Origin of the sequence: Amycolatopsis ruanii (assembly GCF_003385175.1) — a bacterium.
GTDB lineage: Bacteria > Actinomycetota > Actinomycetes > Mycobacteriales > Pseudonocardiaceae > Amycolatopsis_E > Amycolatopsis_E thermalba.
Genome location: NZ_PQHY01000098.1, coordinates 1 through 22,144 on the forward strand (window position 1 = coordinate 1; position 22,144 = coordinate 22,144).

General features: G+C 72.5%; 20 protein-coding genes. 18 read left to right on the plus strand and 2 right to left on the minus strand.

What is annotated here, in order from left to right; translation table 11 throughout:
- Positions 1-79 precede the first annotated feature (79 nt).
- Positions 80-937 (minus strand): hypothetical protein, encoded by an 858-nt coding sequence (locus D0D28_RS31935; RefSeq protein ID WP_094003952.1) that lies wholly within the window; start codon positions 935-937, stop codon positions 80-82.
- A 232-nt stretch (positions 938-1,169) separates the two neighbouring features.
- Between D0D28_RS31935 and rplM the strand changes: the two genes are divergently transcribed.
- The 6 genes from rplM (at position 1,170) to D0D28_RS31965 (ending at position 7,057) form a co-directional block, all read left to right on the plus strand.
- On the plus strand, positions 1,170-1,622 hold the full coding sequence (rplM, locus tag D0D28_RS31940; protein WP_017986650.1) for a 50S ribosomal protein L13: 453 nt from the start codon (positions 1,170-1,172) through the stop codon (positions 1,620-1,622).
- A gap of 14 nt (positions 1,623-1,636) precedes the next feature.
- Positions 1,637-2,131: a 30S ribosomal protein S9 gene (gene rpsI, locus D0D28_RS31945; RefSeq protein WP_094003928.1), complete on the plus strand. Its 495-nt coding sequence runs from the start codon at positions 1,637-1,639 to the stop codon at positions 2,129-2,131.
- 202 nt (positions 2,132-2,333) lie between these two features.
- On the plus strand, positions 2,334-3,668 hold the full coding sequence (glmM, locus tag D0D28_RS31950) for a phosphoglucosamine mutase (RefSeq protein ID WP_116114807.1): 1,335 nt from the start codon (positions 2,334-2,336) through the stop codon (positions 3,666-3,668).
- A gap of 67 nt (positions 3,669-3,735) precedes the next feature.
- Positions 3,736-4,044: a hypothetical protein gene (locus tag D0D28_RS31955; RefSeq protein WP_233157101.1), complete on the plus strand. Its 309-nt coding sequence runs from the start codon at positions 3,736-3,738 to the stop codon at positions 4,042-4,044.
- Positions 4,044-6,689 (plus strand): WXG100 family type VII secretion target, encoded by a 2,646-nt coding sequence (locus D0D28_RS31960; RefSeq protein ID WP_116114809.1) that lies wholly within the window; start codon positions 4,044-4,046, stop codon positions 6,687-6,689. The genes D0D28_RS31955 and D0D28_RS31960 overlap by 1 nt, the downstream gene beginning before the upstream one ends.
- Complete coding sequence (locus tag D0D28_RS31965; protein WP_094003931.1) at positions 6,686-7,057, plus strand: hypothetical protein; 372 nt, start codon at positions 6,686-6,688, stop codon at positions 7,055-7,057. Before D0D28_RS31960 ends, D0D28_RS31965 begins: the two co-directional genes overlap by 4 nt.
- 347 nt (positions 7,058-7,404) lie before the next feature.
- Here the strand turns inward: D0D28_RS31965 and D0D28_RS31970 are convergent, their stop codons facing one another.
- Positions 7,405-8,217, minus strand: a complete 813-nt coding sequence (locus D0D28_RS31970; protein WP_116114811.1) for a dienelactone hydrolase family protein — start codon at positions 8,215-8,217, stop codon at positions 7,405-7,407.
- Between the two features lie 121 nt (positions 8,218-8,338).
- Here D0D28_RS31970 and glmS point away from each other — a divergent pair, with 121 nt between their 5' ends.
- The 12 genes from glmS (at position 8,339) to D0D28_RS32030 (ending at position 22,132) form a co-directional block, all read left to right on the plus strand.
- Positions 8,339-10,201: a glutamine--fructose-6-phosphate transaminase (isomerizing) gene (gene glmS, locus D0D28_RS31975; RefSeq protein WP_116114813.1), complete on the plus strand. Its 1,863-nt coding sequence runs from the start codon at positions 8,339-8,341 to the stop codon at positions 10,199-10,201.
- 10 nt (positions 10,202-10,211) lie between these two features.
- Positions 10,212-11,651 (plus strand): NAD(P)H-hydrate dehydratase, encoded by a 1,440-nt coding sequence (locus D0D28_RS31980; RefSeq protein ID WP_116114814.1) that lies wholly within the window; start codon positions 10,212-10,214, stop codon positions 11,649-11,651.
- 279 nt (positions 11,652-11,930) lie between these two features.
- Positions 11,931-13,391 carry an extracellular solute-binding protein gene (locus tag D0D28_RS31985; protein WP_116114816.1) on the plus strand — a complete coding sequence of 487 codons (1,461 nt, stop codon included), beginning with the start codon at positions 11,931-11,933 and terminating at the stop codon, positions 13,389-13,391.
- Positions 13,388-14,308: a carbohydrate ABC transporter permease gene (locus D0D28_RS31990; RefSeq protein WP_240323437.1), complete on the plus strand. Its 921-nt coding sequence runs from the start codon at positions 13,388-13,390 to the stop codon at positions 14,306-14,308. The genes D0D28_RS31985 and D0D28_RS31990 overlap by 4 nt, the downstream gene beginning before the upstream one ends.
- The gene (locus D0D28_RS31995; RefSeq protein WP_094003937.1) at positions 14,305-15,153 is read left to right on the plus strand and encodes a carbohydrate ABC transporter permease; all 849 of its coding nucleotides are present in this window, start codon (positions 14,305-14,307) and stop codon (positions 15,151-15,153) included. Before D0D28_RS31990 ends, D0D28_RS31995 begins: the two co-directional genes overlap by 4 nt.
- 1 nt (position 15,154) lies before the next feature.
- Positions 15,155-16,174 carry an NAD(P)-dependent alcohol dehydrogenase gene (locus tag D0D28_RS32000; protein WP_116114820.1) on the plus strand — a complete coding sequence of 340 codons (1,020 nt, stop codon included), beginning with the start codon at positions 15,155-15,157 and terminating at the stop codon, positions 16,172-16,174.
- Positions 16,167-16,958, plus strand: coding sequence for a DeoR/GlpR family DNA-binding transcription regulator (locus D0D28_RS32005; RefSeq protein ID WP_116114823.1), 792 nt, complete (start codon positions 16,167-16,169; stop codon positions 16,956-16,958). Before D0D28_RS32000 ends, D0D28_RS32005 begins: the two co-directional genes overlap by 8 nt.
- A complete protein-coding gene (xylB, locus tag D0D28_RS32010; RefSeq protein ID WP_116114825.1) occupies positions 16,955-18,367 on the plus strand; it encodes a xylulokinase in 1,413 nt (470 codons plus the stop codon). The genes D0D28_RS32005 and xylB overlap by 4 nt, the downstream gene beginning before the upstream one ends.
- 84 nt (positions 18,368-18,451) lie before the next feature.
- Positions 18,452-19,576, plus strand: coding sequence for an alanine racemase (gene alr / locus D0D28_RS32015; RefSeq protein WP_116114827.1), 1,125 nt, complete (start codon positions 18,452-18,454; stop codon positions 19,574-19,576).
- Entirely contained in the window at positions 19,576-20,673 is a 1,098-nt protein-coding gene (locus D0D28_RS32020; RefSeq protein ID WP_162831256.1) for an alpha/beta fold hydrolase, read from the plus strand. Before alr ends, D0D28_RS32020 begins: the two co-directional genes overlap by 1 nt.
- Positions 20,670-21,128: a tRNA (adenosine(37)-N6)-threonylcarbamoyltransferase complex ATPase subunit type 1 TsaE gene (tsaE, locus tag D0D28_RS32025; protein WP_116114829.1), complete on the plus strand. Its 459-nt coding sequence runs from the start codon at positions 20,670-20,672 to the stop codon at positions 21,126-21,128. Before D0D28_RS32020 ends, tsaE begins: the two co-directional genes overlap by 4 nt.
- Positions 21,128-22,132, plus strand: coding sequence for a zinc-dependent alcohol dehydrogenase (locus D0D28_RS32030; protein ID WP_116114831.1), 1,005 nt, complete (start codon positions 21,128-21,130; stop codon positions 22,130-22,132). The genes tsaE and D0D28_RS32030 overlap by 1 nt, the downstream gene beginning before the upstream one ends.
- Positions 22,133-22,144 lie beyond the last annotated feature (12 nt).

Genomic DNA, 22,144 nt, shown 5'->3' on the forward strand with positions numbered 1-22,144 from the left:
CGCCGACCCCGAAGACTCCGAAGACCCCGCCGACCCCCACGGCTGCCACCCGGGCTGTTGCGGCTGGTTCACGCCTCACTCACCTACCCTGCCCCTGGATGTCATCCATCCGGGCGTAGAAATCGGCCACCGCGGCGCTGTCCGCCAGCACCGTGACCTGCGACGGGTCCGGGATCTTGGGCAGGTCGACCTCCGAGGGCGTGCCGTCGAGCCGGTAGTGGTAGTCGATCTCCAGCTCGTGCCCGTCGCCGGTGATCTTGCCCGTCATCTCGATCTCGGTGAGCTTGCCCCGCGGGTCCAGCGCGACCCGCGTCTGCAGCGTCTGCGCCTTCATCTCGGCCGTCAGCTCGGAGGCGATCGCCGCCGGGAAGGTCACCACGTCGTGCTCGATGAACGCCGTCAGCGTGACCTCCGCCATCAGCTCCAGGCTGCCGTCGGGTTTGCTGTTCGCCCGCTTCGCGCCGCGGCCACCCTCCACCGAGTCCTGCACGGCGCCCAGCATCTTGCAGACCGTCTGCGCGCCCTCCCAGTAGCACTCGTTGTAGTTGCCGGACGTGTAGGGCATCTGCACCCACGGCGTCGGCGCCAGGCTCGCGTACACGGGCCCCAGCAGCATGTACTCGACCGGGCTGTTGGCCGGGTGGTAGACGTCCAGGTACTCGTTCGAGTCGAGGTTCGAGTGGTTGCGGCTCAGCCGGGCGGGCGGGTGCCCCAGCTGAACGGCGCTGATCGTCGCGTTCAGGCGCTTCTCGTCGAACCGGACCACCTGGTCCAGCCGGGTCTTGCGGGTCTCGTTGGCGCTGAACTGGTCGGACAGCTTGTTGAGCGTCTCGTCGAACTTCGCGCTCACGTACGCCGCGGCGTCCTCGCCGTCGGGCACGGGCGTACCGGCCTGTGCGCTGCCGCAGCCGGCGAGCAGGCCCACCGTGGCGAGCACCGCGGTCAACCTCGGTAGTCTGGATCTCGTTCGCGCGGACACGCCGGTGGCCCCCTCCAGGCGGAAAACCGTGTTGTCGACTGCGCGTCACCCTAGTATGTAAGCCGGGGACACCCCGCCTTCAAGGTCGCCGAACCCGGCGGGTATCTTCATATGTCGTTGTGCGTGCAGCAAGCGTTCGCGCTGGGTACGCACTCGACCCCAAACGCACCGTTGACCACGAGGTAGACCCTTGCCCACGTACAGCCCTAAGCCTGGCGATGTCACCCGTGCCTGGCATGTGATCGATGCCGAGGATGTCGTGCTCGGCCGGCTCGCGACTGAGGTCGCCACGCTGCTGCGCGGCAAGCACAAGCCCACGTATGCACCTCACGTGGACACCGGTGATTTCGTCATCATCGTGAACGCCGAGAAGGTCCGTCTGACCGGTAACAAGCGCGACCAGAAGTTCGCGTACCGGCACAGCGGTTACCCGGGCGGTCTGCGCAAGCGCTCGTTCGGCGAGCTGCTCGACACGCGGCCGGACCGGCTGCTGGAGAAGGTCGTCAAGGGCATGCTGCCGAAGAACAAGCTCGGCCGCGCCCAGGCGAAGAAGCTGAAGGTCTACGCAGGCCCGCAGCACCCGCACGCTGCGCAGCAGCCGCAGCCGTTCCAGATCACCAAGATCGCGCAGGTCGCCAAGTGAGTGAGGAAGTGTCTGTGACCAGCACCGAGACCGAGGCCTCCCCGGCCACCGAGGCCCCCGAGGCCACCGAAGCGGTCGTGACCAGCGAGACGCCGGCCGCTCCGCGGCCGTCGCGCGCTGCCGGTGGCTCCGCCCAGACCGTCGGCCGTCGCAAGGAGGCCGTCGTCCGCGTGCGGCTCGTCCCCGGCACCGGCAAGTTCAAGCTCAACGGGCGCAGCCTCGAGGAGTACTTCCCGAACAAGGTGCACCAGCAGCTCATCCGTGAGCCCCTGGTGACCGTCGAGAAGCCGGACTCGTTCGACATCTTCGGCAACCTGACCGGCGGCGGCATCTCGGGCCAGGCCGGCGCGCTGCGCCTGGCGATCGCCCGCGCCCTGGTCGAGGTCGACGCCGACGACCGTCCCGCGCTGAAGAAGGCCGGGTTCCTGACCCGCGACGCGCGTGCCACCGAGCGCAAGAAGTACGGCCTCAAGAAGGCCCGCAAGGCCCCGCAGTACAGCAAGCGCTGACCCGCGCTCAGCTCGTTCACGAAGGCGCCCATCCGGTTCCGGGTGGGCGCCTTCGTCGTTCCCGCCCCGGCTGGGTTCGTCACGTGCGAAAAGGGCATTCTGCCAGCGGAACGCACCCCGGCGACGACGTCCCGGGGCGGCGTTACGGTCGAACCGGAGGACGCTAGGTTGTCGGGGTTGCACGGCTCGAGGAGAGGATGAGATGGCTCGCCTTTTCGGCACCGACGGGGTTCGAGGTCTGGCCAACGGGGAGCTGACGCCGGAGCTGGCGCTGTCCGTGGCGGCCAGCGCGTCCCGCGTGCTCGCCGCGCACGACCGCTCGCACCGCCCGGTGGCCGTCGTCGGCCGCGACCCGCGGGCCAGCGGCGAGATGCTGGAGGCCGCCGTGGTGGCGGGCCTCGCGTCGGCCGGCGCGGACGTCCTGCGCGTGGGCGTCCAGCCGACCCCCGCCGTCGCCTACCTGGTCGGGGCCCTCGAAGCCGACCTCGGCGTGATGATCTCGGCGTCCCACAACCCCATGCCGGACAATGGCATCAAGCTCTTCGCCGCCGGCGGGCACAAGCTGCCGGACGGCATCGAGGACGAGATCGAGGCGGGCCTGACCAGCGACGGGCCCCGCCCGACCGGCGCCGGGATCGGCCGGGTCAGCGACGTCGGCGACGCCATCGACCGGTACACCGACCACCTGCTCGCCGCCACCCCGCACCCGCTCACGGGCCTGCGGATCGTGGTCGACTGCGCCAACGGGGCGGCCTCGTTCGCCGCACCCGAGGTCTACCGCAAGGCCGGCGCCGAGGTCATCGCCATCCACGCCGAACCGGACGGCATCAACATCAACGAGAACTGCGGCTCGACGCACCCGGAGCAGCTCCAGGCGATGGTGGTCGAGCACGGCGCCGACCTGGGCATCGCCCACGACGGCGACGCCGACCGCTGCCTGGCCGTGGACGCCTCGGGCGAGCTGGTGGACGGCGACCAGATCATGGCGATCCTGGCGCTGGCGATGGCCGAGGCCGGCGAGCTGACGCAGGACACCCTCGTCGCGACGGTGATGAGCAACCTCGGCCTGCACCTGGCGATGCGCGACCACCAGGTGAACCTGCGCACGACGGCCGTCGGCGACCGGTACGTGCTGGAGGAGCTGCGCTCGGGCGGTTACGCGCTGGGCGGCGAGCAGTCCGGTCACGTGGTGTTCCCGGCGCTGGCGACCACCGGCGACGGCCTGCTGACGGCGTTGCGGGTGATGAGCCGGGTCGCCTCGACCGGCAAGCCGCTGGCCGAGCTGGCCGGGGTGATGCGCAAGCTGCCGCAGGTGCTGGTCAACGTGCGGGTCTCGGACAAGGCGACGGTCGCGAAGTCGCCGGTCGTGCGCGAGGCGGTCGAAGCCGTGGAAGCCGAGCTGGGTGACGAGGGCCGCGTCCTGCTGCGCCCGTCCGGCACCGAGCAGCTGGTGCGGGTCATGGTCGAGGCGCCGGCGCAGGAGATCGCGCAGGCCGCGGCGGACCGGCTCGCGGGAGTGGTCTCGTCCGTCTCCTGAACCGACTGCGAACTGTCGTACCCCCTGGGTACATTCGGGGCACGACACGGAGTGAGGGGGAGTGGTCGTGGCCGGGTACGAGGTCGATCCGCAGCAGTTGAGCGCCGCCGCGGGCACGGTCCGGGACGAGCCCGGGACGCAGCTGAAGTACACGCTGCCCAACCTGCGGGACGTGCAGATCAAGGCCGAGGACTTCGGCCGCAAGCACCACGAGTCCTTCGCCGGGTACCAGGCGGGCGTGGCGCGGCTGGTGGCCTGTGTGGACAGCTACGTGCGTGCTTCCGGTGAGTACGCGGACAGACTGGGCGGCGCGGGCAAGTCCTACGCCGCCGCCGACGACCAGTCCCAGGCCGGCGTGCGGACGGCGGCGAGCTGATGGCGTCCCGGCTGCCCACGATCCAGGAGGTCCAGCAGCTCGTCGACGACCCGAAGATCGACGACGAGACCAAGCGGACGCTGCTGGTCCGGTACTTCGACGCCATCGGTGACCACGACCCGGTCGGCTACGGCTTCCAGAACGAGAACGAGAAGAAGCAGCTGCTGGAGTCCTATCAGGACCGGTTCGACTTCACCGATCGGGACCTGACGGACGGCGCGTTCGCCTACGACGCGTACTCGAAGGCGCAGGGACAGCACGACGCGAACGTGCAGGCCGCGCGTGACGAGCAGAAGCGCGCGGTCGACGACGGGAAGACGCGCCTCGATTCGCTGAAGGGCACGGACACCAGCCCGGGGGCGGCGAACTCGAACGAGATCCTGGACGCGGGCGCGGCGGGGCTGGACAGCTTCCGCACCTGGCTGCCGGTCTACAGCAAGGCGCGCGCGGTGGCCGCGCCCGGCCTGCCGGACTTCCGCCTGCCGGAGCTGATCGAGCGGTACGACGAGCAGCGCGACATCCCGTTCGACAAGTTCGCGGCCGGGGTGACCGAGATCGTGCAGGTGCGCGAGTCGGTGGCCGACGCGGCGCCGTCGCAGAACTCGGCGATGCAGGCCCTGTTCGGGTCGTGGGACGGCGATGGGAAGAACGCGGCGGCGGCGTCCTGGACGAAGTTCGGGGACGGGGTCAAGGCGGTCGAGCAGGCGCTGGAGCACGCGGCGGACGTGGTGAACCGCACGATCGCCGCGGTTGCCGGGTCGTGCCGGGACAAGGCTTCGTGGGTGCTGCAGTACGCGTTCCAGACGTGGCCGCAGCAGCAGGGGCTGACGGCGCAGGACACCGACCGGCTCACGCGGATCGCCCAGCTGGGGCGCAACGCCAGCGCGGACGACTTCAAGCACTTCATCGGATTTCTGTACTCGCAGAACCCGCAGCTGGCGAACCAGTTGGTGCTGGGTTCGTCGTTCGGGATGTCCGACGAGTTGCTGGACGCGGTGCAGGCGTGGGCGAAGAGCTGGCTGGCGCAGTTCTGCGGCTGGTTCGCCGGTTTCGTCGGCGAGTTCCAGTCGATGTGCGAGAACACGCGCGTCGCCGTGGCGAGTCAGTGGTCGGCGCTGAACACCGAGCTGCAGAAGGTGCCGGACAACCCGTTCGCCGCCGTCGGTGCGGCCGCGGCGCCGGTGACCGCCGGTGCGGGCGGCTCGCGCGGGGGTTCGGGCGGCTCGGCTGGTGGCGCCGGTGGCGGTGGCTCGGCAGGTGGCGCGGCCGGCGGTGGCGGTGGTTTCGCGGGCGCTGCTGGTGCGGCTGGTGCTCTTGGGGGTGGTGCCGATGGCTCGGCTGGCGGTGCCGGTGCCGGTGAGGCGGCGGGCGGCGCGGGTGCGGTGCCACCAGCAGCCGCACCGATCGTCCCTCCGGCGGTCGCCCCCGTCGCGCCGGTGGCGGCGGAGCAGGACACGCTGACGGTCCAGCGGGGCGACAGCAAGCTCGAAATGTCGGAACCGGACCAGAACGGCCGGATGGCCATCAAGATCGACACGGGCGACGGCCCGGCGAAGGACTACCAGCTGACCTGGGGAGCCCCCGACCCGGCCAACCCCGCCCACACCCCGGCCGCCGACGGCAAGATCCACATCGACGAGGGCCCGCTGCACATCACAGCCGACCGCCCAGTCGGCGAAACCGGCCCCACGGTGATCACCATCGACGACGGCACGGGCCCCCCGACGACCTACACCCTCGGCGAGGAGCCCGCCACCACCCAGCACCCCGCCCCGTCGGCCGGCGCCGCCCCCAGCGCTCTCACGGACGCCGCCCAGCGGCTGGCCTCGTCCGCCGTTGTCGGCGCATCCACCCCCGGCACTCTCCCGGATGCGGCCGAGCGGTTCGCCCCGTCTGTCGGCGCAGCCGCCCCCGGCACTTTCCCGGATGCGGCCGAGCGATTCGCCCCGTCCGCCGATGCTGGCGCTGCCGCCCCCGACGCTCTCCCGGACGCGGCCCAGCGGTTAGGCACAGCCGGAGCCTTCGGCGCCGAGCCAGCGGCTGCTCTGGGTGGCGCGGCCAACCAGAGCTTCACCCCCACCGCCGACGACGCGGCTCCTTTTGGCAGCGCGGCTGGGCAGGGCTCCTCCGACGTCGCGCAGGCGGCCGGCTTCGGTGGGGTGAGTGCCGGCCAGGCCGCTGCTGGCTTCGCCGGTGGTGCTGGTGCTCCCGGCGAGGTGCCCGGCTTCCCCGGTGCTGATCCCGGCACCCACGGCCAGGCGGCCGGTTTCGCCTCTTCCGGTGAGCCTGTTCCCGGCAGGCAGGACCAGACCGCCGCGGCAAGCGCGCTCGGCGGGGTTGCGGACGGGCTCGCCGCCCAGGTCAGTGGCTCCCTCGGGGATCCCGGCTCGCTCAGCCACTCCTCGGCGCCTTCTCCCTCCGGGGCGACCCTCGGCACCGCGCCCGGGCTGGATCCGGTCGGCGCCGCTGTCGATTCGAGTGGGATGGGGATGCTCGGTGGCATGCCGCCGGCCGCGGGGCAACAGGGCGGTGACGACCCCGAACGGACGTCCCGCGCCTACCGCGTCGACGGTGACATCTTCGACACCCCCGGCTCGGGCGGCCGCATCAGCGGTTCGCTGGACGACGAGGGGACCCGCAGGTGAGCGAGTTCCAGGCGAAGCTCGACGCGATCGCCGCCGAGCGCGCCGCCCGCCAGGACCTGATCAGCCGCCGCGTCGAGACGAGCCTCGCGGAGAGCCAGGCCCGCACCGACGAGCTGACGAGGGAAACCGCCGCGACTGTGCAGCGCCTCGCCGAGCAGGCCGCCCGGGCGCGCACCGCCGCCGGCTGGGAGCGGCCCGAGAAGCCCGACCCCAACGCCTCGCTCGGCATGGCCTTCGAGGACCCCGACATGGCGACCGAACCCACCAACCGCCACGCCCCACCCCTCGAACCCGCGGCCCGCCGAGGCCGCCACGCCCGCCCCGACGACCCCGAGGACGACTACTCGAACAAGGACTGGCTGGGCTGACACGTCCGGCCGCGCACCCCCAGGCGCGATGGCCGGACTTCCGAGACCGCAGCGAACCCGAGGATGGGGAGGCTGAAGACCGCTTCGGGGGGCTCTGGGTGCCTGGGGATCGGCCCGCGGCTGCGCGGCGGCTGGCTTGTCTGTTGGGGGCGAGGTCGCTGGGGCCCCCGCTCCAGGGGCATGGCCTGCGGGATCGGTCCGCGGGGGCGCGCGGCGGCTGGCTTGCCTGCTGGGGGCGAGGTCGCTGGGCCCCCGCTCCGGGGGCATGGGGTGCCTGCGGGATCAGTCCTCGGGGGCGCGCGGCGGCTGGCTCGCCTGGTGGGGCGAGCCAGGGCTGCGGCGCCTGCCTACGCGGCCACCGGCAACGCGTCGCGGGTGAAGTCGATCGGGGCGCGCTTCGTGTCCGACTCCAGCAACGGGCGGTACCTGTCCGTGCCCGTCAGGTGCGTCAGGAAGAACGCCGTGAACAGTGCCCTGACCAGCACCTGCGTCCGGCGGTCCGGCTTTCCGTGCAGCAGGCGCTGGCTCCAGTGGCTGCCCTCCGTCAGCGCCAGATGACTCGACTTGTCGACCTTCCGGTACTGGACTGGCCCGCCCCACGCCTTCGCTATCGCCTCGGCGTTGCCGCCCGCTGGTGCCATCAGGTCGCCGTCCGCGGCCAGGTGCAGTCCGGGCACGACCACCCGCACGGGCGCCGCGCTCGCCGACGGCAGCGTCTGCGCCGCGGCGAACGTCGCCACCCCGCGCACCCCGCCGGAAGCCGCGGCCAGCACCGCTGAACCGCCGCCCGTCGAGTGCCCGGCCAGCCCCAGCCGGGCCGGGTCCACGCTGATCGCGTCCGGGCCCAGCCGCACCCCGGTCACCACGTCGAGCGTCATGCGCAGGTCGGCGGCCAGCAGGCGGTGCGACGGCAGCGGACCCAGCTGCGTCGCGGGCGCCGCGGCCACGACGCCCCAGCTCGCGAGGTGACTCAACAGCCCGCGGTAGCGCCCGGGCGGCTGCAGCCACCCGTGGCCGAACGCGACGGCCGGCAGCCCGAGGCCGCTTCGTGGGGTGAAGACCACACCGGGCAATCCGGCGAGCGCGAGGTTGCCCCGCAGCACCTCGTGCGGTCCCGCGTGCGACAGCTCTTCGAGCAGCTCCTTGGGCTTGCTGACCATGGTCGAGAGCTTAGGGCAGCCCGCCCCGGCACGGCCGCGCAACATCCATCGGAAGCGCGGTTTCGCCGAGGTGGAGATGAGCCGGGGGAGCGCACACCGTTTCCCTCGTTAGGCTGGTGGGGTGTGCGGAATCGTGGGATATGTCGGTCACCGGCAGGCGCTGGACGTCGTGCTCGGCGGGCTGCGCCGGATGGAGTACCGAGGCTATGACTCGGCCGGGGTGGCCGTGCTGGACGGCGCCGGCGCGCTGACCGTCGAACGCAAGGCGGGCCGCCTGGCCAACCTGGAGGGGGCGCTCAACGAAACCGGCCTCGACCGGTTCGCCGGCACCGCGGGCATGGGCCACACGCGCTGGGCCACCCACGGCGCCCCCATCGACCGCAACTCGCACCCGCACCGGGACGCCTCGCAGCGCGTCGCCGTCGTGCACAACGGCATCATCGAGAACTTCGCCGCCCTGCGCGCGGAGCTGGAGGCCGACGGTGTCGAGATGACCAGCGACACCGACACCGAGACCGCCGCCCACCTGGTGGCCCGCGCCTACGCCGACGGCCCCACCGCCGGTGACCTGCCGGCCAGCGTCCGTGCCGTGTGCCGCCGCCTCGAAGGCGCGTTCACCCTGGTCGTCACCCACGCCGACCAGCCGGACATGATCGTCGCCGCGCGCCGGTCGTCGCCGCTGGTCGTGGGCGTCGGCGAGGGCGAGCACTTCGTCGCCTCCGACGTGTCGGCCTTCATCGAGCACACCCGCGAGGCCGTCGAGCTGGGACAGGACCAGGTCGTGGTCATCACCCGCGACGGCTACGACATCTCCGACTTCGCCGGCGAGCCCGCGCAGGGCAAGCCGTTCACGGTCAACTGGGACCTCTCCGCCGCCGAGAAGGGCGGCCACGAGTACTTCATGCTCAAGGAGATCGAGGAGCAGCCGGAGGCCCTGGCGAACACGCTGCGCGGGCACTTCGACCGCGGCCGCATCGTCCTCGACGAGCAGCGCCTGTCCGACCAGGACCTGCGCGAGGTCGACAAGGTGTTCGTGGTGGCCTGCGGTTCGGCCTACCACTCCGGCCTGGTCGCCAAGTATGCGATCGAGCACTGGTGCCGCCTGCCGGTCGAGGTCGAGCTGGCCAGCGAGTTCCGCTACCGCGACCCGGTGCTGGACCGGGACACCCTGGTCGTCGCCGTGTCGCAGTCCGGGGAGACCGCCGACACGCTCGAAGCGATCCGCCACGCCCGCGACCAGAAGGCGCGCGTGCTGGCCGTCTGCAACACCAACGGCGCGCAGATCCCCCGCGAGTCCGACGCCGTGCTCTACACGCACGCCGGGCCGGAGGTCGGGGTCGCGGCGACGAAGACGTTCCTGTCGCAGATCGCGGCGAACTACCTCGTCGGCCTCGCGCTGGCGCAGGCCCGCGGCACCAAGTACCCGGACGAGGTCGCGCGCGAGTTCGCCGAGCTGGAGGCCATGCCGGCCGCCGTGCACAAGGTGCTGTCCACTGTGGACCAGGTGCGGGCGCTGAGCCGCGGCATCGCCGACTCGAAGGCCGTGTTGTTCCTCGGCAGGCACGTCGGCTACCCGGTCGCGCTGGAGGGTGCGCTCAAGCTCAAGGAGCTGGCGTACATGCACGCGGAGGCCTTCGCCGCCGGTGAGCTCAAGCACGGCCCGATCGCGCTGATCGAGGAGGGCCTGCCGGTCGTCGTCGTGATGCCGTCGCCGAAGGGCCGCGCCGTGCTGCACGCCAAGCTGGTGTCCAACATCAGCGAGATCCAGGCCCGCGGCGCGCGCACGATCGTCATCGCCGAGGAGGGCGACGACACGGTGCGCCCGTTCGCCGACGAGCTGATCGAGGTGCCGGCGGTGCCGACGCTGCTCCAGCCGCTGGTGTCCACTGTGCCGCTGCAGGTGCTGTCGGCCGAGATCGCTCGCTCGCGTGGTTACGACGTGGACAAGCCGCGCAACCTGGCGAAGTCGGTGACCGTGGAGTAGACAGGGCCGCGTGCGAGGCATTTGGACCACTGACCGGATCCGCGCGGCTGAAGAACAGCTGCTGGCCGTCACGCCCGAAGGCGCGTTGATGCACAAGGCCGCGTTCGCGGTCTCCGTGCACGCGGCCGAGATGCTGGCCGAGCACACCGGGCGGGTGTCCGGGCGCCGGGTCGCGCTGCTGGTCGGCGCGGGCAACAACGGTGGTGACGCGTTGTGGGCGGGTGCGTTCCTGCGGCGCCGCAATGTGAGCGTCACCGCGATCCTGCTCAAGCCGGAGAAGGCGCACGCCGCCGGGCTGGCCGCGTTGCGCCGGGCGAAGGGCCGGGTGGCTTCCGTCGAGGACGGTCCCGCGGTGCTCGACGGCGCGGACCTGGTGATCGACGGGATCGTCGGCCTGTCCGCGCACGGCGGCCTGCGCCCGGACGCGGCGGCGCTGGTCGAGCACGTCCGCGCGCCGGTGCTGGCCGTCGACCTGCCCAGCGGCGTCGAGCCGGACACCGGGGTGGTGCCGGGGGCGGCGGTCACGGCCACGCGGACGGTGACCTTCGGCGCCCGCAAACCGGTGCACGTGCTCAACCCGGCGCGTTGCGGCCGGGTCGAGCTGGTCGACATCGGCCTGGACCTGGACGAGCCGGACCTGTCGCAGTTGGACGCCGCCGATGTCGGCCGCGCGTGGCCGGTGCCCGGGCCGGAGGACAACAAGTACAGCCAGGGCGTGACCGGCATCGCGGCCGGCTCGGCGACCTACCCGGGGGCGGCGGTGCTCGCGACCGGTTCGGCGGTGCTCGCGACCTCCGGCATGGTGCGCTACGCCGGCCCGGCGGCGGATGTCGTGCGGTCGCGGTGGCCGGAAGTCGTGGCGACCGGTTCGGTGACCGACGCCGGGCGGGTGCAGGCGTGGGTGGTCGGCCCCGGCATCGGCACCGGGAGCGAGGGGCGCGAGGTGCTCACCCACGTGCTGGGCGCCGGGGTCCCGGTGTGCGCGGACGCCGACGCGACGACGCTCATGGCGCACCGCCCGGACGTCCTGGACGCCCGCGACCCGGGCACGCCGCTGGTGCTGACCCCGCACGCCGGCGAGTTCGAACGCCTGATGGGCCGGCCGCCGGGCGAGGACCGGGTGGCGTCGGTGCGGGAGGCCGCGGCCAAGTACGACGCGGTCGTGCTGCTCAAGGGCAACGTCACGATCGTCGCCGACCCGGACGGCCGGGTGCTGGTCAACGTCGCCCGCGGCTCCTGGCTGGCGACGGCCGGTTCGGGCGACGTGCTGTCCGGCTTGATCGGTTCGCTGCTGGCGAGCGGGATGGACCCGTGGCTGGCTGCCGGGTGTGCGGCGTACGTGCATTCGCTGGCGGGGGATCTGGCGGCGCGGGGTGTGCCGGTGTCGGCGTCGGGGATTCTCGCCGCGATTCCGGATGCCGTGCGGAGGGTGCGCGCCGGCGCTGTCTGACGCCGAGCGCGTGCTCCCGGGGCGCAATCAGCAGGTCTGGGCGGGGGTGGGTGCTGCCCGGGTTGATTGGCTCGCTGCTCGCGCGCGGCGAGGGTGGCTGGCGGGGCGGCCGGCCTCCGGGAGCCTCGCCGAGGGTGCGCGCCGGCGCTCCCTGAACACGAACTATCACCCACAGCTCCCGTAGGAGAACTTGCCCATCAAGTTATCGAGTTATGTGTTAACAGCTGCGAGTTCCTCTGGTAAATAAGTGGGCGTCCCCACCAACTACGGAGGAACCCAATGACGGGAGCGCCCCCACGGGGCCTCGCGCGGCGGTCGGTGCTCAGAGGGGCGCTGGCGGGCGGCGCGGCCCTCGCCACCGGCGGTCTGCTCGGCGCCTGCGGTGCCCGCCAGGACGCGCCACGGATCGCCACCGACGACCGCTGGCGCCAGTTCGCCGGCGCCACCATCAACCTCATCTCGGAGAACACCGCCCCCACCGCGGCGATCGCGGCGAACCTCAAGCCGTTCACCGACCTGACGGGCATCAACGTCAACATCGTCACGCTGGAGCTGTCCGCCCTGGTCCAGAAGGTCGCGCTCGACCTGGCCGGCGGCGAATCGCAGTACCACGTCATCTACGCCGACCCCTACCAGGTGCTCGCCCCCTACTCGAAGGGCCTGGTCGACCTGCGGGAACTCGCCGGACAGCCCGGCCTGCCCGAGTTCACCGGCTGGGACGACTTCATCCCGACCCAGCTCGACGCCGCCGGCCGGTTCGGCGACCGGGACAAGATCTTCGCCGTCCCCTACGACTGCCCGACGATGATCTGGCAGTACCGCGCCGACCTGTTCGACAAGTACTCCGCGCGGATGGCCGACGACCTCGGGTTCGACCCCACCCCCGGCCTCGACCGGACCTGGGACGAGTACCTGCGGATCGCGAAGTGGTTCACCGACAACGCCGACGAGGTCGCCTACGGCACCGGCCACCAGGCCAAACAGCACGACTCGCTGATGTGCGACTTCTCCAACGTGCTGTGGTCCTACGGCGGCGACTACTTCGACCGCGGCACCGAGATCGGCCTCTACGGCACCACCGACCCCGGCCCGTGCCGCCTGGGCAGCGACGCCGCGATCGCGGCCGCCGAGTTCTACCAGCGGCTCCTGTCGATCGCCGACCCGTCGTCGAAGACCTGGGACTGGAACGGCCTGGCCCCGGCGCTCAGCTCGGGCCGCATCGCGATGTGCGTCAACTGGCACGAGTACGCGGCCACCAACGAGAAGGCCATGCCCGGCCGCTTCGGCTACGCGCCGCTGCCGCGCGGGCCCGTCCGCTCCGCCAACCACTACGGCGGCTGCGGCATCGGCATCAACGGCAACACCCTGCCCAACGAGCGGATGGCCGCGTGGCTGTTCGTGCTGTGGGCGACCTCCACGCAGACGCAGCTGGCCAACCTGAAGAGCGAGGCCGGCGGCGGCACCCCGACTCGCCAGTCCGTCTACGACCTGCCCGAGGTGCGCGCCGCCGAGCACCGGCCGTCCGCGATGCCGAACATCCTCGCCGCGCCCGCCGTGGCGACCGCGTGGCGGCCGGAGAACATCGGGCTGCGGCCGAAGATCCCGATGTGGAACGAGTGCGACACCGCCGTCTACACGCAACTGTCCAAAATGCTCGCTGGCGACTCCTCGCCCGCCGAGACGATGCGTGACGCGGCGGCGAAGATCGACCGGATCACGGCACGGGGGTGGGCGGCATGACCACGACACTCGACGCGCCCGCCCAGGCGCCGGCCCGGAACACCAAGCCGCGCAGGCGGATCGGGTTCCACGGCCTCATGATGACGCCGGGCATGATCCTGCTCGCGCTGCTGTCGGTCATCCCGCTGGTCACGATCATCGCGATGAGCTTTTCGCGGGTGCGCCTGCTCGGCGGGGTGGTGTTCGACAACGTCGGCCTCACCTACTGGGCGCGCCTGTTTTCCGATCTCGACCTGTGGGTGCAGTGGCTGCGCACCATCGCGTTCTTCGTGCTGACCGTCGGCCTGGAGATGCTGCTGGGCCTGGTGTTCGCGCTGTGCCTGTGGAAGCTGATGCGCGCCCGCAACCTGCTGCTGACGCTGTTCCTGCTGCCGATGTTCGTCGCGCCGGTGATCGTCGGTTTGCTCGGCCGGTTCCTCACCGACTCCACGTTCGGCCTCTACACGTGGCTGCTCGGCCTGGTCGGTTACCACGGCGACATCCTCGGCAGCGGCACGTCGGCGTTCGTCGCGGTGGTCGCGATGGACGTCTGGGAGTGGACGCCGCTGATCACGCTGGTCGTGCTCGCCGGCCTGACCGCGGTGCCGCAGAGCATCCGCGAGGCCGCGGCGCTGGACGGCGCGAACGGCTGGCAGACCTTCCGGCACGTCCTGCTGCCCTCGATCTCCGGCGTGCTGCTGGTGGCGCTGCTGATCCGCTCGATGGACGCCATCCGGTACTTCGACATCATCAACGTCACCACCAACGGCGGCCCCGCCGACGCGACCAAGACCGTGCCGATCCGGCTCTACGAAACGGCTTTCCGCTTCTTCGACCTCGGCTACGCCGCGGTGATCGGGCTCGTCATGCTCGGGGTGACGATCCTCATCGCGCGGGCGTTCGTCCGGGTACTGGACAGGAAGGGGCTGACCCGATGACGACGAGCGCCATCGACCGCACCCCGCTGCGCGCCCGGCTGGGCGTCCGCGTGGTGGTGCTCCTCGGTCTGCTGTGGACACTGGTGCCGCTGGTGTGGATGGTCGCGTCCTCGTTCAAGTCCGATGTGGACGTGACCGCCGCGGAGCCGGAGTTCCTGTTCCAGCCCACGCTGGAGAACTACCGCAGCCTGTTCACCGGGGCCAACAACCTCGGCCCCTACATCTGGCACAGCGTGCTCGCCTCCGGCATCTCCTCGGTGCTCGCGGTCGCGATCGGCGCGCTGGCCGGGTACGGGCTCGCCGGCACCCGGATGCGCGCCAAGAAGCACGTGGCGTTCTGGATCATCTCGACCCGGATGGCGCCGATCGCGGTCGTGGTGCTGCCGCTGTTCCTGCTGTTCCGCGGCGCGAACCTGATCGACAGCATCCCCGGGCTGATCCTGGCGTACCTGACGTTCAACCTGCCGTTCGCGATCTGGCTGATGAGTGCGTTCTTCGCCGAGGTGCCGCCGTCGGTGGAGGAGTCCGCGCTGGTCGCGGGCTGCACGCGGTGGCAGGCGTTCTGGTACGTCGTGCTGCCGCTGACCAAATCGGGCCTGGTGACCACCTTCGTGCTGTGCCTGGTGTTCTCCTGGAACGACTACGCGTTCGCGCTGGTGTTCGGTGGTCCGCACTCGCAGACCCTGCCGATCGCCGCCGACCAGCTCGTGACGCAGACGGGAATCGACTGGGGCCAGCTCACGGCGATCGGCACTATTGTGGTGTTGCCGATGATCGTGGCCGGTCTCGCCGTGCGCCGGTGGCTGGTCACCGGCCTGACGCTGGGAGCCGTGACAGGTGAGTGATGTGCCCGCGACGATGAAGGTCGCCGTGCTGTACGGGATCCACGACATCCGGATCGAGGAGCGGCCGGTGCCGCGGCCCGCGCCGGACGAGGTGCTGATCCGGGTCGCCTCCGTCGGCACCTGCGGTTCCGACGTGCACTACTACGAGCACGGCCGCATCGGGGACTTCGTCGTCGAGCAGCCCCTGGTCCTCGGGCACGAGCCCAGCGGCGTGGTGGTGGCCCGCGGCAGCGACGCGCGGCGGCACGAGATCGGCGCGCGCGTCGCCCTCGAACCGGGTGTGCCGTGCTCGGTGTGCGGCGAGTGCAAGGCCGGCCGCTACAACCTGTGCCCGCGCATGCGGTTCTTCGGCACCCCGCCGATCGACGGCGCGTTCTGCGAGTACGTCGTGCTGCGCGAGGACTTCGCGCACCCGGTGCCCGACGCGCTCAGCGACGACGCGGCCGGCCTGCTCGAACCGCTTTCGGTGGGCGTGTGGGCGAGCTGCAAGTCCCGCATCGCGCCGGGCAGCCGCGTACTGATCACCGGGGCCGGTCCGATCGGCCTGGTCGCGACCCAGACCGCGCGGGCGTTCGGCGCGAGCGAGGTCGTCGTCACCGACGTCAACCCGCGCCGCCTCCAGGTGGCGGAGGAGCTGGGCGCGACCGCGACGATCGACGTGTCGCGGGAGAGCCTGGCCGGCGCCGGGTTCGAGCCGGACGTGCTGCTCGAATGCTCGGGCGTCCCGGCCGCCGCGGGCCAGGCGATCCGCACGGTGGCGCGCGCCGGCCGGGTCGTGCTGATCGGCATGGGCGGCGACGAGATCCCGCTGCCGCTGGCGCACGTGCAGAACTTCGAGCTGGAGGTCACCGGCACCTTCCGCTACGCGAACACCTGGCCGACGGCGATCGCGCTGGCCGCCGGCGGCGAGGTCGACCTGGACCGCCTGGTCACCCACCGGTTCGGCCTGGACGAGGTCGAGCAGGCGCTCACCATCGCCGCCAAGGACGACTCGGTGATCAAGGCGGTGGTGCGTGCCTAGGCCGTCCGACGCCGAGGTCGAGCAGCGCCGCCAGGAGGTCCTGCGGCACGTGATCGACTGCGGTGAGGTACGCATCGACCAGCTGACCGAGCAGTTCGGGGTCAGCCTGATGACGATGCACCGCGACCTCGACGACCTCGCCGAGCGGCGGCTGCTGCGCAAGCTGCGCGGCAAGGTCGCGGCCTACCCGGCGCTGACCATGGAGACGGCGAAGCGCTTCCGGGAGACCCTCAACCTGCCGGTGAAGGAAGCGTTGTCGGCGCTGGCGTTCGAGCAGGTGACCGCGGGGCAGACGGTGTTCGTCGACGATTCGACGACCCTGTTCCCGCTGGTCCGGCGTTTCCCGGAGCTGGGGCGGCTGGTGGTGATCACCAACTCGCTGGAGGAGGCGCGGATCCTCGGCGAGGCCGAGGGCGTCGAGGTGCTGCTGCTCGGCGGCCGCTACACCGAGTTCGACTCGTGTGCCGGCCCGGACACGGTCGCCGCGCTCGGCCGGATGCGGGCCGACGTCGGGTTGGTCTCCGCGACCGCGGTCGCCGGTGGCCGGCTCTACCACCCGGTGCGCGACTACGCGGACCTCAAGACGGCCGCGCTGGCCGCGTCGAACCGCAACGTGCTGGTGGTCGACCATTCGAAGTTCGGCCGCACCGCCACCTACGATTACGGTGACGTGAGCGCCTACGACGTGGTGATCACCGACGACGAGACGCCCGCCGAGGAGATCGCCGCGATGCGCGCGCTCGGCGTGGAAGTGCTGGTGGCGCAACTCCGGGAGGAAGCATGACGGACAAGCTCGTGGCCGGGGTCGACTCCTCCACGCAGTCCACCAAGATCGTCGTCTGCGACGCGGGGACCGGCGCCGTGGTGCGCACCGGCCGCGCCGCGCACCCGGACGCGACCGAGGTGGACCCGCGCGAGTGGTGGCGGGCCTTCACCGAGGCGAGCGACGGGTTGCTGGACGGCGTCCAGGCGCTGGGCGTCGGCGGTCAGCAGCACGGCATGGTGACCCTCGACGAGGACGGCGAGGTCGTGCGCCCGGCGTTGCTGTGGAACGACACGCGGTCCGGTCAGGCGGCCGAGGACCTGGTGCGCGAGCTGGGCGGCCCGGCGGCGTGGGCGGAGGCGGTCGGCCTGGTGCCGGTCGCCAGCTTCACGGTGACGAAGCTGCGGTGGCTGGCGGAGCACGAGCCCGAGCTGGCCGACCGGGTGGCGCGCGTGGTGCTGCCGCACGACTGGCTGACCTGGCGGCTGACCGGCGGCGAGGCGGTGACCGACCGCGGCGACGCGTCCGGCACCGGGTACTTCTCGCCCGCGGACGGCGTGTACCGGCGGGACATCCTCAAGCACGCGTTCGGCGGACGGGACCCGGAGCTGCCGCGGGTGCTGGGCCCGGCGGAGGCGGCCGGGCGGACACCGGACGGGGTGCTGGTCTCGGCGGGCACCGGCGACAACATGGCCGCGGCGCTGGCGCTGGGCCTCGGCGAGGGCGACGTCGTGGTGTCACTGGGCACCAGCGGCACGGTGTTCGGCGTGTCCGAGACGGCGCCCGCGGACGCCACCGGGCTGGTCGCCGGGTTCGCCGACGCGACCGGGCGGTTCCTGCCGCTGGCCTGCACGCTCAACGCGGCGCGCGTGCTGACCGCGACCGCCGGGATGCTGGGCACCGACCTGGCCGGGCTCGACCGGCTGGCGTTGGCGGCCCCGCCCGGCGCGGAGGGCCTGACGCTGCTGCCGTACCTGGACGGCGAGCGCACCCCGAACCTGCCCACGGCGGCCGGTTCGCTGCACGGGCTGCGCCGGGGCAACATGACGCCGGAAAACCTGGCGCGGGCCGCGGTCGAGGGCATGCTGTGCGGGCTCTCGGCGGGGCTGGACGCGGTGGCGGCGCAGGGCCTGTCCGCGCGGCGGGTGCTGCTGATCGGCGGCGCGGCCCAGTCCGAGGCGGTGCGGGCGATCGCGCCGGTCGTGTTCGGGGTGCCGGTGGTGGTGCCGGAGCCGGCCGAGCACGTGGCCCTGGGCGCCGCGCGCCAGGCCGCCTGGGCACTCGCCGGCGGCGCCGAGCCACCGGCCTGGGAGGCGAAGGCGCAGGTGACGCTGGAGCAGCCGGCGTCGCCGGAGGCGGGCGACGAGATCCGGGGACGGCACCTGGCGGTGCGGCAGCTGGTGCACAACGTGCCGGTGCAGGGGGCCTGAGGACGTTCGGCGGTGACCACCGCCACGGGCATCGTCCGTGCCCGACCGGCACCCGGTACCCCGGACGTGGGAAAATGGGCCCCGATGAGTCCCGATTCCCCCCGTGCCGAGGTTGTCGTCGACCTGGCTGCCCTGCGCCACAACGTCGCCCTGCTCGCGAGCCGGGCGGCGGCTTCCGGTGCCGCCACGATGGCGGTCGTCAAGGCCGACGGCTACGGCCACGGCGCCGTCCCCGTCGCGCGGGCCGCGCTGCAGGCCGGCGCCACCTGGCTCGGGGCCTGTTCCCTGGACGAGGCGCTCACCCTGCGCGCGGCGGGCATCACCGCGCCGCTGCTCACCTGGCTCGACCTGCCGGCCACCGACTTCGCCCCGGGCATCGCCGCGGACGTCGACCTCTCGGCCGGCTCGCTCCACGAACTGGCCCGCATCGCCGAAGCCGCCCGCCGGGCCGGCAAGAAAGCCCGCGTGCACCTGAAGATCGACACCGGTCTGTCCCGCAACGGCTGTCCCGCCGCGGACTGGCCCGCCCTGGTCAAGGAGGCCGCCGCGGAGCCGGCCGTCGAGGTCGTCGCGATCTGGTCGCACCTCGCGTGCGCCGACGAGCCCGGCCACCCGTCGATCGACCGGCAGGCCGACCGCTTCGCCGCGGCGTATGGGATCGCCCGCGAAGCCGGCCTGAACCCGTTGCGGCACCTGGCGAACTCGGCCGCCACGCTGAACCGGCCGGACCTGCACTTCGACCTCGTCCGCCCGGGCATCGCGATCTACGGACTCAACCCCAACCCGGAGCCCGAGGACCTGCGCCCGGTCATGACGTTCCGGTCCTCGGTCGTGCTCACCAAACGGATCCGCGCCGGCGAGTCCGTCTCCTATGGACACACGTGGACCGCGCAGCGCGACACCACGCTGGCGCTCGTGCCCACCGGCTACGCCGACGGGGTGCCGCGCACGCTGTCCGGCCGGATGGACGTGTGGCTGCACGGCAAACGCCGCCCGGTCGCCGGGCGCGTGTGCATGGACCAGCTGGTCGTGGACTGCGGTGACGACGAGCCGCCGCTGGGCGCCGAGGTGGTCCTGTTCGGCGACGGCGCGAACGGCGAGCCGACCGCGCGCGAATGGGCCGACAAGATCGGCACCATCGACTACGAGATCGTCACCGGCATGTACCGGCCGCGGATCCGGCGGCGGTACCTGGGGGAGGACGTCTGATGGTGTCCCGCCGGATGCTCACCGTGCTCGGCGGTGCCGTCGCGCTGGTCACCGGCACCGCGGCGGCCACCATCGCGGTGACCGCCCAGCAGCAGCGCCAGCGCGACCACCTCGCCGCCGCGCCACTGGGCACCCTGGACCCGGACCGCACCTCCACCGTCGCCGCCGACGACGGCACCCCGCTGTCGGTGTCCGAGATCGACCCGGCCGACGGCGGCAAGCCCGAACTGATCGTGGTCGGCGTGCACGGGTTCGCGTTGTCGCAGCTGAGCTGGCACTTCCAGCGCCGTGACCTGGCGTCGCTCACGTTGCCGCGGGTCCGGCAGGTCTACTACGACCACCGCGGGCACGGCACGTCCGGCCCGGCGAGCGAAAAGGCCAGCACCATCGAGCAGCTGGCCCGCGACCTCGACGCGGTGCTGCGCGCGGTCGCGCCGGAGGGGCCGATCGTGCTCATGGGCCACTCCATGGGCGGCATGGTGGTCATGGAGCTGGCCCAGCAGAACCCGGACCTGTTCGCCGACCGCGTCTGCGGGGTTGCGTTCATCGCCACCGCGGCGGGCGAGGTGGGCCGCAAGGGCCTGCCGCGCGGGCTGCTGTCCAAGTACAACCCGCTCACCCGCGGCGTCGGCGAGCTCGCCGGGTGGCAGCCGGGGCTGGTCGAGTTCGTGCGCGCCGCGGGCGGGCAACTGACCCGGCAGGCGGTGCGGCTGCTCGCGTTCGGCTCTCGCGACGTCGATCCGCGCGTGGTCGACTTCATGCTGGAGATGCTGGCGGTGACGCCGGTGAAGGAGCTGGTCGGGTTCGTCGACACCCTCGGCAGCCACAACCGGTACGCCGCGCTGGCCGGTCTGAAGCACGCGCACGTGCTGGTGATCGGCGCCGACACCGACCGGTTCACGCCGTACTCGCACGCCGAGCGCATCGCGGCCGAACTGCCCGACGCCGAGCTGGTGCGGGTGCGCGGCGCCGGGCACATGGTGCAGCTCGAACAGCCCGAGGTGGTCAACAGCCACCTCATCGACCTGGTACAGCGATGCGCCGGCGTGACCGACGAGTCCCGCCCGCGCCGGATGTGGCGGTGGTTGAACCAATGAGCATCCAGTTGCCGACGGCCGAGGACACGGTGGCGTTCGGCGAGTCGCTCGGCCGCACGCTGCGGGCGGGCGACGTCGTCCTGCTCGCCGGGCCGCTCGGCGCGGGCAAGACCGTGCTGACGCGCGGGATCGCGGCCGGGCTCGGGGTGTCCGGGCGGGTCAGCTCGCCGACGTTCGTGCTGGCGCGGGTGCACCCGGCGGGGGAGCGGGGCGTGGCGCTGGTGCACGTGGACGCCTACCGGCTGGGCGGCGACCTGACGCAGCTCGACGACCTGGACCTGGACACGGACTTGGATTCGGCGGCGGTCGTCGTCGAGTGGGGCGAGGGTTCGGCGGAGCGGCTGTCGTCGGACTACCTGGTGGTGCGGCTCGTTCGCAGGCCCGACGACGTGCGGGAATTGACCTTGGAACCGCACGGCTCGTGGGTCGAGCGGGTACCCGAGCTGGTGGGCTGATGGGGCGCGCGGTCGTCGTCGAGAGCCCGGGCAAGCTGCGCGTCGTGCGCGCCGAACCGGAGGATCCCGGCCACGGCGAGGTCGTCGTGCGCGTCGAGTGGGCGGGGATCTGCGGGTCGGACCGCGAGGTGCTGGCCGGGACGCGGCCGGAGGGGTTCGTGCGGTACCCGGTGGTGCCGGGGCACGAGTGGTCCGGGACGGTCGTCGAGCTGGGGCCGGGCACGGATCCGGAGCTGCTGGGCAAGCCGGTGGTGGGCGAGGGGTTCCGCAACTGCGGCCGGTGCGCCCCGTGCCGGCGCGGCGACACGACCCTGTGCGTGGCCGAGTACGACGAGACGGGCTTCACCCAGCCCGGCGCGTGGGCCGGCGAGCTGCGGTTGCCCGCGCGGTTGCTGCACGTCCTGCCCGACGGCGCCGACCTGCGCGCGGCCGCGTTGCTGGAGCCGGCGGCGTGCATGGCGGCGGCGACGTTGCTCGCGGCGGTCGTGCCGGGCGAGCGGGTGGCGGTGATCGGCGGCGGGACGCTCGGGCTGCTGGCGACCCAGCTGCTGGCGGCGAGCGGCCCGGCGGAGCTGGTCGTGGTGGACCCGCGGGCGTCCCGGGCGGCTGTGGCGTCCCGCTTCTGCGGCGCTTCCGGTTTCTACAGCCCGGGCGCGGCGCCGGGCGGGTTCGACGTGGTGGCGGAGCTGGCCGGCGCGCCGGGCACGGGCGCGCTGGCAGTGCGGATGTGCCGCCGCGGTGGTCGGGTCGTGCTGACGGGCCTGGCGGGCCACGAGACGGAACCGATCGCGCCCGCGGACCTGGTGACGGCCGCGGTGACGGTGCACACGGTGTTCGGCGCACCGTCGCGAGCCTGGACGCACGCGGTGAGGGCCTTTTCGACGGGCGTGCTGGACCCGGCGCCACTGATCACGCACGAGTTCCCGCTCGAGGAGGCCGACCGCGCGCTGCGCGTGCTGGAAGACCTCGCCGCCGACGCCGGCAAGGCCCTCCTACACCCCTGACCGCCACCCCCG

Excerpts from the sequence above, each read along its gene's own strand:
- glmM (WP_116114807.1), top strand. The coding sequence starts at position 2,334 with ATGGCTCGCCTTTTCGGCACCGACGGGGTTCGAGGTCTGGCCAACGGG.
- D0D28_RS31960 (WP_116114809.1), top strand. The coding sequence starts at position 4,044 with ATGGCGTCCCGGCTGCCCACGATCCAGGAGGTCCAGCAGCTCGTCGAC.
- D0D28_RS31970 (WP_116114811.1), bottom strand. The coding sequence starts at position 8,217 with ATGGTCAGCAAGCCCAAGGAGCTGCTCGAAGAGCTGTCGCACGCGGGA.
- D0D28_RS31985 (WP_116114816.1), top strand. The coding sequence starts at position 11,931 with ATGACGGGAGCGCCCCCACGGGGCCTCGCGCGGCGGTCGGTGCTCAGA.
- D0D28_RS31990 (WP_240323437.1), top strand. The coding sequence starts at position 13,388 with ATGACCACGACACTCGACGCGCCCGCCCAGGCGCCGGCCCGGAACACC.
- D0D28_RS31995 (WP_094003937.1), top strand. The coding sequence starts at position 14,305 with ATGACGACGAGCGCCATCGACCGCACCCCGCTGCGCGCCCGGCTGGGC.
- xylB (WP_116114825.1), top strand. The coding sequence starts at position 16,955 with ATGACGGACAAGCTCGTGGCCGGGGTCGACTCCTCCACGCAGTCCACC.
- alr (WP_116114827.1), top strand. The coding sequence starts at position 18,452 with ATGAGTCCCGATTCCCCCCGTGCCGAGGTTGTCGTCGACCTGGCTGCC.
- D0D28_RS32020 (WP_162831256.1), top strand. The coding sequence starts at position 19,576 with ATGGTGTCCCGCCGGATGCTCACCGTGCTCGGCGGTGCCGTCGCGCTG.
- tsaE (WP_116114829.1), top strand. The coding sequence starts at position 20,670 with ATGAGCATCCAGTTGCCGACGGCCGAGGACACGGTGGCGTTCGGCGAG.
- D0D28_RS32030 (WP_116114831.1), top strand. The coding sequence starts at position 21,128 with ATGGGGCGCGCGGTCGTCGTCGAGAGCCCGGGCAAGCTGCGCGTCGTG.